The sequence below is a fragment of the Pseudoduganella violacea genome, from assembly GCF_014191875.1.
GTDB lineage: Bacteria > Pseudomonadota > Gammaproteobacteria > Burkholderiales > Burkholderiaceae_D > Rugamonas > Rugamonas violacea_A.
Map to the genome: position 1 here is coordinate 99,551 of NZ_JACHXD010000016.1, position 13,413 is coordinate 112,963.

At 65.5% G+C, this 13,413-nt stretch carries 11 protein-coding genes; 3 read left to right on the top strand and 8 right to left on the bottom strand.

Annotation, left to right across the window (positions count from 1 at the left end; translation table 11 throughout):
* Positions 1-80 precede the first annotated feature (80 nt).
* The 3 genes from FHS03_RS22430 to FHS03_RS22440 form a co-directional block, all read right to left on the bottom strand.
* Positions 81-830, bottom strand: a complete 750-nt coding sequence (locus FHS03_RS22430) for a DUF481 domain-containing protein (RefSeq protein ID WP_183443152.1) — start codon at positions 828-830, stop codon at positions 81-83.
* A gap of 130 nt (positions 831-960) precedes the next feature.
* Positions 961-1,842 carry a CHAD domain-containing protein gene (locus FHS03_RS22435; protein ID WP_183443153.1) on the bottom strand — a complete coding sequence of 294 codons (882 nt, stop codon included), beginning with the start codon at positions 1,840-1,842 and terminating at the stop codon, positions 961-963.
* 69 nt (positions 1,843-1,911) lie between these two features.
* Positions 1,912-2,373, bottom strand: a complete 462-nt coding sequence (locus FHS03_RS22440; RefSeq protein WP_176346207.1) for an Lrp/AsnC family transcriptional regulator — start codon at positions 2,371-2,373, stop codon at positions 1,912-1,914.
* Between the two features lie 126 nt (positions 2,374-2,499).
* Here FHS03_RS22440 and FHS03_RS22445 point away from each other — a divergent pair, with 126 nt between their 5' ends.
* Positions 2,500-2,778 carry a hypothetical protein gene (locus FHS03_RS22445; protein WP_229426348.1) on the top strand — a complete coding sequence of 93 codons (279 nt, stop codon included), beginning with the start codon at positions 2,500-2,502 and terminating at the stop codon, positions 2,776-2,778.
* A gap of 23 nt (positions 2,779-2,801) precedes the next feature.
* Here FHS03_RS22445 and FHS03_RS22450 read toward each other — a convergent pair whose 3' ends face one another.
* The 4 genes from FHS03_RS22450 to FHS03_RS22465 all read right to left on the bottom strand — a co-directional run bounded on the left by FHS03_RS22450 (position 2,802) and on the right by FHS03_RS22465 (position 10,391).
* Positions 2,802-4,106 carry an NCS2 family permease gene (locus tag FHS03_RS22450; RefSeq protein WP_183443154.1) on the bottom strand — a complete coding sequence of 435 codons (1,305 nt, stop codon included), beginning with the start codon at positions 4,104-4,106 and terminating at the stop codon, positions 2,802-2,804.
* A gap of 13 nt (positions 4,107-4,119) precedes the next feature.
* Positions 4,120-5,751, bottom strand: coding sequence for an ABC-F family ATP-binding cassette domain-containing protein (locus FHS03_RS22455; protein ID WP_183443155.1), 1,632 nt, complete (start codon positions 5,749-5,751; stop codon positions 4,120-4,122).
* 216 nt (positions 5,752-5,967) lie between these two features.
* Positions 5,968-7,830 carry a phytase gene (locus FHS03_RS22460; RefSeq protein ID WP_229426349.1) on the bottom strand — a complete coding sequence of 621 codons (1,863 nt, stop codon included), beginning with the start codon at positions 7,828-7,830 and terminating at the stop codon, positions 5,968-5,970.
* A 20-nt stretch (positions 7,831-7,850) separates the two neighbouring features.
* The gene (locus tag FHS03_RS22465; protein WP_183443157.1) at positions 7,851-10,391 is read right to left on the bottom strand and encodes a TonB-dependent receptor; all 2,541 of its coding nucleotides are present in this window, start codon (positions 10,389-10,391) and stop codon (positions 7,851-7,853) included.
* A gap of 314 nt (positions 10,392-10,705) precedes the next feature.
* Here FHS03_RS22465 and FHS03_RS22470 point away from each other — a divergent pair, with 314 nt between their 5' ends.
* The gene (locus tag FHS03_RS22470) at positions 10,706-11,620 is read left to right on the top strand and encodes a GGDEF domain-containing protein (RefSeq protein ID WP_183443158.1); all 915 of its coding nucleotides are present in this window, start codon (positions 10,706-10,708) and stop codon (positions 11,618-11,620) included.
* Complete coding sequence (locus tag FHS03_RS22475; RefSeq protein WP_183443159.1) at positions 11,617-12,633, top strand: AraC family transcriptional regulator; 1,017 nt, start codon at positions 11,617-11,619, stop codon at positions 12,631-12,633. The genes FHS03_RS22470 and FHS03_RS22475 overlap by 4 nt, the downstream gene beginning before the upstream one ends.
* Here FHS03_RS22475 and FHS03_RS22480 read toward each other — a convergent pair.
* Positions 12,630-13,397 carry a substrate-binding periplasmic protein gene (locus FHS03_RS22480; RefSeq protein ID WP_183443160.1) on the bottom strand — a complete coding sequence of 256 codons (768 nt, stop codon included), beginning with the start codon at positions 13,395-13,397 and terminating at the stop codon, positions 12,630-12,632. The genes FHS03_RS22475 and FHS03_RS22480 overlap by 4 nt on opposite strands.
* Between the last annotated feature and the right edge of the window lie 16 nt (positions 13,398-13,413).

Sequence of the window (13,413 nt, forward strand, 5' to 3'; positions counted from 1 at the left end):
TCCTCCTTGTTCGGCGCCAGCTCTTGAATATGGCTGGCGGCAAGGCATTCTAATGCTTCAATCGATTTCCCGTCGGACCTTCAGAAGGAATACACCAGGGTCAGGGAAGTTTGCGTGTCGGTGCCTTTTTTATCGGCTGGAACGTTGGTATCGTTACGGGCGCTGAAGGCGGCCTTCATCTGCATGGTGCCGTTGATCTTGGTGCTGAGCGCCGTCTCGGCCACCGAGTGGGTGTTCGAGGTGCCGCGCTCCACGCTGAGCGTCTGGGTGAACAGGGCGGTCTGGCTCAACTGCCAGCGCATGGCGGCCGCGCCACGGATGGTCAGGCCGTTTTCCTTGTCGCCGTTGGCGCGGGTGCCGCTGAAGTAGCCCGGACCCATTTCCACGTCGATGGTCTTGTCGCGCGACTTGTACCAGCGCGAGGCGTGACCGACGGCGATGGTGGTGTATTTGGTATAGGCGCCGAATTTGTCGTCGACGTGGGAGCCGAGCACGAACAGCTTTTTGCCGTCGCCAATCAGCTTGTACGCGGCCTTGGCGGAGGCGGCGAAACGTTCGGCCGAGCGCTCCTTGACCTTGCTGCCGTCTTCCTGCTCGTTCTTGTCTTCCTTGAAGTAGCCGCTGAAGATGTATTCGTTGCTCCAGTTTTCGAGCTCCTGGCGCGCGTCGATCTTGCCGGTGACGGAGGTGCCGGCGGTGTTGCCGGTGGTGGTGATGGCGCCCAGTTCGGCGGAAACGCTCCAGTCGCGTTCCGGAAGTTCTTCGTCGGCGGCAAAAGCTGCGCCGTGCGCCATGGCGAATGCCAAGGCGAGAGTGGTAATCGATTTCATGTGCTTATTGGCGGCCTTGCAGGCTTGGAGCGGCCGCTTTTGATACAAAAGGGAGCTGGCATTGTACCCCAATGTCAAGTTTGACGTTGCTACGATACTACGATTTAACAAAGGCTTAAGTAAAAATCCCTCAGAGCGCGCGGCGCAGACGCTTCCACAGGCCGCTCAGCGCCCTGACTTGATGCCGGCTGTCGGCTTGCAGATAGCCACGCACATAGGCGGTGGCGGTATGCAGGCCCGGATGGCTGGCCGCTTCATGCTCCAGCAGGGCGTGGGCCACGCTGGCATCGTTGATGGCGCCCAGCGCATCCTGAAATGCGGCCAGCGTATCGATGCGGCGGCTGGCCTGCCTTTGCGGATACAGGCTGGCGAAGAATTCCAGCGTATAGCGCAGACGTTTGGCGGCGATGCGCGAGCGGTGCAGGCGGCGCTGGCCGGCCTGGGACAGATGCTGCGCACGGCGCCGCAGGCGTTTGCCGGCGGAGTCCAGCAAGGCCGTGGCGAAGTGTTTGAGCCGGGCATTCGGCTGCGGCAAACCCTGCGGCGTTTGCGCGGCCCAGGCATGCAGGGCGTCGAGCAGGGAACGGCAGCGCGGCGAGGCCACCGCTTGCGCAGCGCTTGCGTTGTGGCGCCGCGCCGCCTCCTGGGCCAGCTGCAGCAGGGCCGCAAGGCCCAGATGGGCGGGCGCGCTGGCCGCGATGCGTGGCAGGGTGCTGTTGGCCAGCACTTCCCAGTCGCGCGCCGGCGCGAGCGCCGCATCCAGCCATTTCACTTCGAGACGCAGTGCTTCCGGCAGCGGACGCACTCCACGGAACAGGTGCAGCGCGGCATTCAAGCGGCGCAGGCCAATGCGCATCTGGTGCAGAAATTCGGTATCGGCTTGGGCCGCGACGCCTGGGGCATTGGCTTCGATATGGCGCAGGCACTCGGCAACGACGGCGGTATGGGCCTGCAGAATGCTCATGTCCTTGCGCAGGACAATCGGCTTGGCGGTGACGGGAGTGGCGCTCATCGAGAAGTCCGCGCGGCGGCTGCGGGCGGCAAATGCGTTTGCTGGAGACGCATTTTGCCACGGACTGGCTTAAGGTTCCACCGAGTGCGCGCGTTTCAGGCAGCGCAGCACGAAGGTCGAGCGGCTGTGGCGGATGCCGGGCATCTTATACAGTTTGCGGCGCAGGAATTCCTCGTAGCCCGCCGTGCCGGCCACCGCCACCTTGATCAGGTAATCGTAATCGCCGGTGAGCAGATAGGCTTCCATTACCTCGGGCAGCTCGGCCAAGGCCAAGCCGAATTTTTCCAACATGTCGTCGTCGTGGCGTTCCAGAGTGACCTCGATGATCACGGTGTCGGGCAGGCCCAGCGCCTGCTGGTTGAGCAGGGCCGTGTAGCCTTCGATGACGCCATTGTCTTCCAGTGCGCGTACGCGGTTCCAGCAGGGCGTGGTGGAGAGGCCGATCTGCTCCGCCAACTTGGTATTGCTCAGGCGTCCGTCGCGGCGCAGGGCGCGCAGGATGCGGCGGTCGGTTTCATCCAGTTGTTCCATGTTTTTTTCGATTCGAAGATTATTCTGGTGAATATTCTATATTAAAAAGAAGAATATTCTAAAAATCGAATGAAATTGGATAATCTTTGGATGCCTATTCCCGCGCGGGGCAGTTAAAGTTACCGTATGAATGAGCTAGTCCAAACCCCACAAAAGACCTTCCGCCTGCGGGTGGAAGCCCATACCGCCACCGACTCGCTGGAATCGGCGCTGGCGATTATCCGGCGTGGCGGCATCGAGCTGCGCGGCGTGCGCATGGAAGCCGGCCTGCACGGCATGGAAGTGCAACTGCGCGTGGCAGCCGAGGAGGAAGAGGCGCTGACGCTGTGCCGCATGCGCCTCTGTAATGTGATCGGGATTCTCAAAATCCGCGAAACGCCGCGCCCCGCGCCAGCCTTGCAGTAAGGCCGGCAGGGCGGGAAGCGGCCTTACATATAAGCGTATTTGAAAATGAAGACGCCCGCGATCAGCCACACGATGAGTTTTACCTCGCGCGCGCGGCCCGTCAGCAGCTTGAGCGCCGCATAGGTGATGAAGCCGAAGGCGATGCCGTGGGCGATCGAGTAGGTGTAGGGGATCAGCAGGGCGGTGATGCCGGCCGGGATGCTCTCGGTGGTTTCGTTCCAGTCCAGGTCCGACAGGTCGCGCAGCATCAGGCAGGCGACGAAGAGCAGGGCCGGCGCGGTGGCGTAGGGCGGCACCACGGCGGCGATCGGCGAGAAGAACAGGCAGGCCAGGAACATCAGCGCGATGACCACGGCGGTCAGGCCGGTGCGTCCGCCCGCTTGCACGCCGGCTGCGCTTTCCACATAGGCGGTGGTGCTGGAGGTGCCGAGCATGGAGCCGGCGACGATGGCGCAGCTGTCGGCCAGCAGCGCCTTGTTCAGGCGCTCCATCTTGCCGCTGACCAGCAGGCCGGCGCGGTTCGCCACGCCCATCAGGGTGCCGGTGGCATCGAACAGTTCAACCAGGAAGAACACCAGCACCACATTGAACAGGCCCACGCCGATGGCGCCGGAGATGTCGAGTTTGAACAGGCTGGGCGCCAGCGATGGCGGCGCGGAGATCAGCCCTTGGAATTTGGTGTCGCCAAAGAAGAAGCTCAGCACCGTGACGGTGACGATGCCGATCAGGATGGCGCCGCGCACGCGCAGGCGGTCCAGCGTTACGATCAGCAGGAAGCCGCCGATGGCCATCAGGGCGGCAGGCTTGTGCAGGTCGCCCGCCGTCACCATGGTGGCCTTGTCGGCGGTGACGATGCCCGCGCTTTTCAGCGCAATCAATCCGAGGAATAGCCCCAGTCCGGCCGTGATGGCGGTGCGCAGCGAATGCGGGATGCCGTTCACGATCATCTCGCGCAGGCGGAAGACGCTGATCAGCACGAACAGGCAGCCCGAGATGAACACTGCGCCCAGCGCGACCTGCCACGGTATGCCCATGCCCAGCACCACGGCGTAGGCGAAGTAGGCGTTCAAGCCCATGCCCGGCGCCATGCCGATCGGGTAGTTGGCGTACAGCCCCATGATCAGGGTGCCCAGCGCGGCGGCCAGGCAGGTTGCGACGAAGACGGCGTCCCTCGGCACGCCCGCTTCAGACAGGATGGAGGGATTGACGAAGATGATGTACGCCATGGTGAGGAAGGTGGTCAGGCCTGCCACCACCTCGGTGCGCACATTGGTGCCGTTCTCCCGGAGTTTGAATAATTTTTCTGTAATGGACACGGTTGCCCCCATGTGTTGCGGTCGCCTAGGATACCATCCCGTCGAGCCGCCAGCCCTGCGGCGTATGCGACAAGGTGTGGCTGAGGCCCAGCGCGGACAGGAAGCGGCGGTCGTGCGAGACCACGGCCAGCGCGCCGCTGAAGCCTTGCAGCGCCTGTTCCAGCGCGGTGACGGCGTGCAGGTCGAGGTGGTTGGTCGGCTCGTCCAGCAGCAGGAATTGCGCGGGTTCCTTGCGCCACAGGGCGCAAGCCAGGGCCGCCTTTAAACGCTCGCCGCCGCTCAGGGCTTCGGCCGGCGTATGCACATGGCGCGCGCCGAGACCGAGCAGGGCGAGGCGGCTGCGCAGCTCTCCTTCCGGCAGCGGGCTTTCCAGCTGGCGCAGGCGTTCCAGCACCGACAGCCCGGGCGGCAGCAGCACGGCGGCATGCTGGTCGAGCCAGGCCATCGGCAGCGGGCTGCGGCAGATACCGGATAGCGGCGCTTCCAGTCCCGCCAGCATTTTCAGCAGCGTGGTCTTGCCGCAGCCATTCGGGCCGGTGATGGCGAGGCGGATGGGACCGCACAGTGCCAGGTCGAGCGGCGGCGTATCGGCTGGAAAAGGCGCGCATGCTTGTTCCAGTTCGACCACGCGCTTGCCTGGCGCAACGGCGCTGGCGGGCAGCAGCAGCGCCACCGCCTGTTCGGACACGATCCTCTCCGCTGCCTCGCGCACCGCCTGGTCCATTGTGAGGCGGCTTTCTTCATGCTGTTTTGCCACGCGGCCGGCGTGGACTTCTGCACGGTCCTGCATGCGGCCCAGCAGGATGGGCGCGAGATTGGCGCTCTTGGCATTGCGCTTGTTGCGGGCCATGCGCGCATGCTGGGCATCGTGCTGGCGGCGCAGTTCGCGCAGGCCCGATTCGCGTTCGGTGCGGGCGTGGTCCAGCGTTGCCTGCGCCGCGCTGGCGGCGCTGTCGCGCTGCTCGCGGTACAGGGTGTAGTTGCCGCCGTAGCTGTGCAACTGGCCGTCGCGCAGCTCCAGGATGCGCTCCATTTGGTCGAGCAGCTCGCGGTCATGGCTGACCACGATGGCGCCGCCGCGCCATGCGCGCAAGGCCGCTTCCAGCCAGTCGCGGCCCGGGCGGTCGAGGTGGTTGCTTGGCTCGTCCAGCAGCAGCCAGTCGGCTTGCGACAGCAGGGCCCCGGCGAGGGCGATGCGCATCAGCTCTCCGCCGCTCAGGTTCGCGGCGGCCTGCTGCGGCTGAACCGCCGGCAGGCCGGCATCGCGCAGAGCGCAGCCGAAAGCGGCCGGAATATGCCAGCGGCCTTCCAGCAGATCGAGATCGCCGGCCAGCATGTCGCCCTTTTCGACGCGGGCGAGAGCGGCAAACAGCTCCGCCAGTCCGGCCACGGCGGCAACGGTGGCGCCGGGTGCGGGACGAATTTCCTGCGGCACGTAGGCGAGGCTGCCGTTGCAGGCGATACGGCCGCCATCGGGCTGGCGCTGACCGCTCAATATGGCGGCCAGCACGGATTTTCCCGCGCCATTGGCGCCGACAAGACCGGTTAGCTCGCGCTGGAAGGATGCGTTCAGGCCGTCGAACAGCATGCGGCCATCGGGGAGCATGGCCGAGACGTGGCGCAGCTCCAGAGAGAGTTCTTTTGGATTGGATAACATATAAGCCCCGGTGACGAGATTCGTCAGCGCAGCGGCGATGCACAGCAAGGCAAAGCAGCAGCGGTCGTTTGCGGATGTGGGCTTAGATGTCCATTTGGGGTGGGTGCTCCGGAAGAAAAAGGCGCTGCCGATATTTTCAGCAGCGCCCGCAGTTTAACGCATCAGCGCGAATTGTCAACCGCCGCCGTGTTTGCGTTTCATGTTGGCGCTCCTTTCTTAAGGCAGGTTCAGGGCGCGGGCGATATCGTCCCAGGCCACGTATTTGAAGTTCTGCGGACCATCGGGCAAGCGCTTGTAGCCATCCTGCACGACCAGCATGCCTTTGGCGTAAGGGCCGCCCAGATTGGCCGAGGTCACGTCGAGGCCATCGGTTTCGGACGCGCCATCCACACCGGCCGCCACGTTCATGCCGATGCGGAAGCGTCCGCGCACGGCGTGCGGCGCGGCGGCGTCCAGCACCACATAGCTGTTGTCGCCCTGGCTGGACACCACCAGATAGCTGGCCTTCTCGCCGTGGTAGAGGGCCATGCCTTCGACGTCGGCCTTGAGCGCGGGACCAACTGGCAGGATCATGCGCAGCGGCTCGGCCTTGGCGGCGCTGGCCGAGGTGGACCAGACGCCGAGTTTTTCCTCGCCGATGAAGAGGCGCCCGCTGCGGTCGTCGGCCACGCAGCCTTCGGGCTGGCTGGCGACGGCGAAGCTGCGCAGCAGGGCGGCGCGGAAGCGGCCTTCGCTGCGTTCGATGCGGTAGTGCTGGTAGCGGCCATCCTTGTCGTTGACGAAGGCTTCCAGTGCGCCGCCGGACGGCTGGTAAAGGCACATGCCGTAGATCTTTTCCAGCGTTGTCGGGAAGACGGCGGCTTCGGCGGCGTCACCCTTGGCATCGATGGTGAACAGCATCAGCGTGTTGTCGTCGCGGCGCGTGGCGGCGGCCAGATCGAAACGTTCACCCGCGAGCAGCACGTTCTGGCGGATGTCGACGTTGTTCAGCCGTCCCGATTCCAGCAACTGGGTTTGTTTGCCTTGCAGATCGTAGGCCAGCAAGCCTTGCTTCTTGTTGGTGCCGAAGACGCGCGAAGCGGCCGGGTTGGTGGGATGCAGCCAGATCGCCGGATCGTCGGCCGCGTCGCCCTGGCGTTCCATCGGGTCGGTCTGGGTGCGCGGTTCGACAATAGCGAAGGGGATGGCGGCGGGCGCTTGGCCAGCGGACGTCCATGCCAGGGCGCGCGCCTGCCACGGCGCGTTTTCAGCAGTTTTGTAGGCGAGACTGACCGCGTTGCCACCGGCTGCGCGGACTGCAAGCGCGTTGCCTCTGCCGCCTTTTGCCGCAAGCTGCTGGCTGCCCGCCGCTTCCCATTTGCCTTCGCGCTGGCGGAACAGATGCAGTTTGGCGCCGTCCTTGTCCAGCAGCGCGGCGCCGCCAGGCAGCAGGGACAGCGCGCCCGCGCCGCCCGCCAGCTTGCCGTATGGCGCGCGCAGGGCCACAGCCTGGCGCTGGCCGGAACCTTCGGCATCGGCGCGGTAGGCCCACAGGCCGAAGTCCGATTCGGCGGCCAGCAGGGTATGGCTGTCGTCATCCACGCGGCAGTGCTTGATATGCGGCGGCAGCGCCAGCTTGCGCACCGGCCGGTACTGCGCGCCGGACAGCAGCCATTGCTCCGACTGGCCATCTTTCCCGATCAGGAACAGGTGGTCGATGCGCTGGGCGTCGCGGTACAGGCAGGACGCCTCCACGTCGAAGCCCGGCGCGGGCAGCGCGGGCAGGGCGTTCAGCGTACCGCGCGCCAGGTCGACGACGAGGGGTTGGGCGCGCTCGGTGTTGGAATCGACCACCACGGCCAGCATGCCTTCGGCATGGCTGCGGGTGTCGAGCTGGCGGGCGCGGATGGGAAACTGGGCGCGCTGCGCGCCGCTTGCGTCGAGCAGGCGCAGGCCGTTCTTGTCCAGCGCCAGCCAGCCGCCGTCCGGCAGGGCCGCCAGTTCGGCCGCGTTGGCCAGTGTCGAAGGAAGGGCCGGCGCCGGCGTTGCCGCCACGGCGGCTGACGAAGCCAGGAGCGCGCCGATCGCGCTTTGAATCATGCTCTTTCTCATATGCTCTCTTAGAAAATGGCGGCTTTCAGGCCGATCTTGTAGGTGCGTCCGTATTGCTCGTACTGCGCGTTGTGGTTTTTGCTGCCTTGATAGACGTAGTACTTTTCGTTGTTCAGATTGGCCGCTTCGAAGGTCAGCTGGAAGCGCTTGTCGATCTGCCAGGAGAAGGAAAAATCCAGCTGCTTCTGGCTGTCCACCATGCGGTCCTGGCTGGCGTTCAGGATATCCGAGCCCAGTTCCAGCAGATACGGCGATTTGTAGTTCAAGGCCAGGCGGGTGCTGACCGGACCCTGTTCGTAGCCCAGCATCAGGTTCATCACGCGGTCGGACTGGCCGGGCAGCGCGATGCTGCGCGACAGGCGCGCCTTGGCCTTGGTATCGAAGCGGGCCACGTCGGCGCGCGAGTCGGTCCAGGCGGCGTTCGCGCCCAACAGCAGATTATTGAACGGCGCCGGCAGCATGCGCAGCGGCTGCATCCAGGACAGCTCGATGCCCTTCACCTTGGCCTTGTCGCCGTTCTCGTAGGACGTGGCGCTGGTGTAGCCGGCCCACTGGCCGCTGCCCGCCAGATTGGTGGTGTAGGTGAAGTTGCGGATATCCTTGTGGAAGAAGTAGGCCGATACCGTGCCGTCGCTGCCGATGAGGCGTTCCACACCCAGATCCAGGTTGCGCGACTTGAGCGGCGCAAGGTCCGGATTGCCGATCACGGCTTCGGTATTGCTGGCGAGGCTGACACCCGGCGCCAGCTGGCTGAAATTGGCGCGCACCACGGAGCTGGTGACGGCGGCGCGCACGCTGGTTTGCTGGTCCACATCGTAGCGTGCCTGCAGCGAAGGCAGCCAGTTGGTGTAGGAGCGGCTGCGGTTCAGCGGCGTGATGGTGCTGCCAGCTACTTGCGAACCGGCGGCGTCGAAGCGGGTGCGTTCGGCGCGCACACCGGCCAGCAGGCGCCAGGCGTCGAAAGAGACGCTGTCCTGCACGTAGGCGGCGTCGATATTCTCGTTCATCGTGTAGTCGTTGATGCTCGACTCGGCGGCAAGGCGGGCGGCGTTGCGGTCCAGATTAGCTACGCGGGCGCGGATGGCGGCCGGATCGAGCGCGATGCCGATGCGTCCCAGCTTGTAATCGAGCTCGCTGCCCTGCACGAAGCTGGACATGGCGACCGAACCGGCGCCCCAGTAGTTCGGGCTGGACGATTTGCTGCTGTTATAGGCCCACTGGTTGGTGTCGTTGGTTTTCTCGCGGCGGCTGGTTTTCAGGCCGAATTTCAGCTCGTGATGCAGATCGCCGGTGTCGAAGCCGCGACCCAGGTCGGCGCGCAGGTGGCGCGCCTTGTCGTTGGAATAGCGCTGCTGCAGGGTGATGGCGTTCAGGCTGTAATTGGCTGGATCGAACAGCGCGGCCGGACCTTGCAGCTGGGGCTTCTCGCCATTCAGGAAGCCGACGCCGGCGAAGTTGGCATTGCCGCGGAAGCGGCCATCGTTCAGCGATTCCGGTGTGTCTTCGTCGGCGCGGCTGATGCCGCCGGAAGCGGAGAACTGCCAGGCGCCGATTTTCTGTTCGGTGCCCAGCACCAGCGAGCCGATCTCCTGGGTGTATTTGCGCTGGCGGATGCGGCGCTCGGCGCGCGCGCTGGCGGTAACGCCTTCCAGCACGCCGCCACCGCTGAAATTGCCGACGGTGATGCGGTCGCGCACTTCGTCGTCGCTGAAGCGGCTCAGGAAGCTGCGCAGGTAGAAGCTGCTGCCCGCTTCGGGGCGGTAATCCAGGTTCACGGCGGCGGCCTTGCGTTCGCGCACCGGCAGATAGTCGCGCAGCTCGAAGCCGCCCAGGCGCTCGCCATCCCATGCGCCGCCGGTTTCCACATTGTCGGAGCCGAATTTGCGTTTCTCGGCGCTCAGGCCCACGGCCACACCCAGTTTGCCGTCCATGAAGCGCTGCGCCCACAGCAGGCCGGCGCTCGGGCTTTTCTTGCCGGTGTTGCCGTCATGACTGGCGGCCGCGTTCACGTTGAGCAGCGTGCCGGGCAGGTCGAAGGCGGACAGCGATTTGACTTCCACCGAGCCGCCCAGGGAGTTGGCGTCCTGTTCGGGCAGCAGGGTCTTGCTCACTTCGAGGGAGCGGATCAGGCCCGCGGGCAGCACATCCAGCGCCACAGCGCGGCGGCCAGCTTCCGGCGAGGGCACCAGCGCGCCGTTGATGGTGACGCCATTCAGGTCCGGACCGAGGCCGCGCACCGTGACATAGCGGCCTTCGCCCTGGTCGCGCTGCACCGAGACGCCGGGCAGGCGGGCCAGCGCTTCGGCGGCGTTCTTGTCCGGCAGGCCGCCAATATCGTCGCTGCTGACGACGCTGACGATATTGTCGGCCTTCTCCTGCGCGGAAATGGCCTTGCTCAGGCTCGCGCGCTGGCCGGTCACGACGACGGCGGCGGCCACCGGGCCGGTGTCAGCCAGTTCGGCGTGGGCGCTGCACATGGCGAGGATGCCGAGGCTCAGGGTAGTCAGGCGCAGGGCGGCGGGCTTGTTCGGCTGGGTCTTGGTATGCATGGTGTGTGGATGAGTGGTTGAACGGGGCGGATTCTAGGCAGGGAATGTGTCAGCTTTGTTACGAGCTTTGGCCGCAGCCCCGGATTCGGCCCGATTTGCCGCATCCGGCGCGGGATCTGAGCTGAAATGACCTGTCTGCGCGGCGGGTGCGCGCCGTCTTGCAAGGTATGGCGTGCCGGCTTTCCCTATGAGATAAGGGTGCGGCCCGCGCTTGCCGCAAAAAAGATGTGAGCTGTTTGCACCTCCCGCTTGTCATCGCCCCGTCATATGGCGGCGATAAGCTGCTGCGGCCCTCTCGATACCGTCCCAACGCCATGCTCAGATTGCACCGCAACTTCCTCATCGCCGCCGCGCTGGCCATGCTCTCGCTGCCCTTCCTGTACGCGGCGCTGGGAGCGGCCAAACCTGTTGCGGCCTGGCGCTGGATGGACATCGTGGGCGAAGGAGGCACCGCGCTGATGGCGGGCGTGTGGCTGCTGATTACCCTGAGCAGCCGTCCCGGTGGACTGGTGACGCGCCTGCTGGCCGGCGGGCTGGCGGCCATCATGCTGGGCTGCTGGGCCGACTGCATGGACGAATTCTTTCGCATCCCCAAGGACGAGGTGTGGGACAACTGGCTGGAAGGCTTGATGCCGCTGGGGATGCTGGTGCTCACGGCGGGCATGTATTACTGGCGCCAGGAGCAATTCAGCCTGAACGAACATTTGCAGAAGCGCGAGCGCCTGTTCCGCGACCATCGCGCCTTCGACCGCATCACGCAGCTGGCGGGCGCCGGTTATCTGCGCACCCAGTTGCGCCTGGAGCGCGAAAACCATCCAGGCCGCGGCTGCGCCCTGGTTTTGCTGGACATCGACGGCTTCCACCGCATCAATCGCGAACACGGCCAGCGTGAAGGCGACCGCGCACTGCAGGCCGTGGGCCATATGCTGCTGCTCAATCTGCGCAATGAAGATCTGCTATGCCGCTATGCGGGCGACCGTTTCGCCATCCTGATGCCCTGCACCGGCGCGCAGGAGGCGCGCGCCATCGCCGCCCATCTATGCGCCATGGTGGGCAAGATGCGCCATCACGGCAGCCAGGGATTAATCGCCATCAGCCTGCGTCACGCCTGCGCCGCCGCCGAAGGCGAGGCCGACGAGCTGCTGGCCCGCCTGGGCCGCGAAATCGACCAATCCGCGCCGCAGCCTGGCGAGACGGTGCTGGGCGGCCAGCGGGCAGCGCCGACGTGATCGCCTTCCACACCATCGGCGACGCCTGCATTGCGGCAGGCCAGCAGCCCGCGCTGGCGCTCGACTATGCGCGCAGCCGCGAGGCGGCGGACAGCGCGCTGCTGCGCGGCCTGTGGCTGGACGCTTCGGTACTGTCCGATCCCGCCAGCATGATTACACCGGGCCAGTACCACCAATTGCTGGCGAATACGCTGCGCGCCTTGAACAGCTCCGATACCAGCTTCATGCTGGGCCAGCACCTGCTGCCCGGCCATAACGGTGCGATCAGCCACGCGCTGCTGCATGCACAGAACCTGCGCCAGGCGCTGGAACTGCTGACGGCCTGGCATGCCCGCTTGACGCCGCTGCTTTGCCCCCGGCTGCGCGAGGAGAACGGCATCGCCGTGCTGTACTGGGTCGACAGTTATGGCGCTCCCAGCCTGCTGCCCGCGCTGGTGGAAATGCATATGACGGCCGTTGTAGCCATGTGCCGCTGGCTCGGCGGCGAGCGCCTGCCCTGGCGCTTCTGCTTCAACCGCGCCTCGCCTTCGCATGTGGAACAGCACGAAGTGCATTTGGGTTCCGAGCTACGCTTCAACTGCCATCTGGATGCGATGCTGATCGACGCCGCCTGGCTGGACCGCCCCTGGCCGCGCGGCAACGCGGTGGCGGCCTCCGTCGCCCTGCGCAATGCGGCCGGCGAAACGGCGGCGCTGCCTAGCCTGCCCGATGCGATGTACAACTATCTGCTGGAACGGGTGCGGCGGGCGCCGTCGCAAGAGCAGGCCGCCGCCGATTTCGGCGCCAGCCCGGCCACGCTGAAGCGCTATCTCTCGCGCCACGGCACGCATTTTCAAGCCGAACTGGATCAGGTGCGCACCCACGTCGCGCTGCATCTCTTTCACAGCCGGCGCGCCGACAACGAGGCCGTGGCCCAGTACCTGGGCTTCCACGACGCCACCAATTTCCGCCGCTCCTTCAAGCGCTGGACCGGCAAGACGCCGGCCTTGCTGCGCGATGCGCTGCTGGCCTAGCGCCGCAGCTCGCTCTCGGCGATCTGTTCCAGCTCGCCGCTGCGCTTCATCTCGTTCAGCACGACGTTGAACTGGCGCACGAACTCCGATTTGAAGGGATAGCGCAGCGGGTCCACGCGGGTGAACCCCAGGTAGCCGAATTCCTGGCTGATGATCGTGGCCTCCACCACATTGCCGGTCTTTTGATAGGCCTTCTCGGTGCGGATGCGGGCCAGCGCGTTCTGGATCGCGTGGCGGTCGTTCATATAGCAATCGAGCCGTCCCACCAGCAGCTTGCGCAGGTTTTCTTCGGTGCCGCGCGCCTCGTTCAGCGTGATCTTGCCCTGCTTGAGCGCCTGGTCGAATTCCTTGCCGCCGATTAGATAGCCGGTATTCCTGCCGATGTGCAGCCCCAGATAGTCGTCCGGCCAGCGGCTGAGCGGGCCCTTGGGCGCCACGCTATCGTTGCAGAACAGGGACACGCTCTCATTGAAGATGGGGGCGGAATAGTCCATATACGGCCGCTCGTCCGGACGGTAGTAGGGCGGCGTGAGGGCGAAAGCTTCGCCCATTTCCACCATTTTCAGGCCGCGCTTCCAAGGCACGGGAAGCACCTGCACCTTATAGGCCGGCATGCGCGCGAAAGCCTTGCGCAGAATGCCGGGATAGACGCCGCGCGCTTCGCCATTGAGGGAATAGGAATAAGGCGGATAGGCGTCGTCGGCATAGACCACCACTTCAACCTGGTCGGCCGCCGCCGCGCCGCCACCCAGCAAGGCCGCCAACAGGACGCCGGCGGCC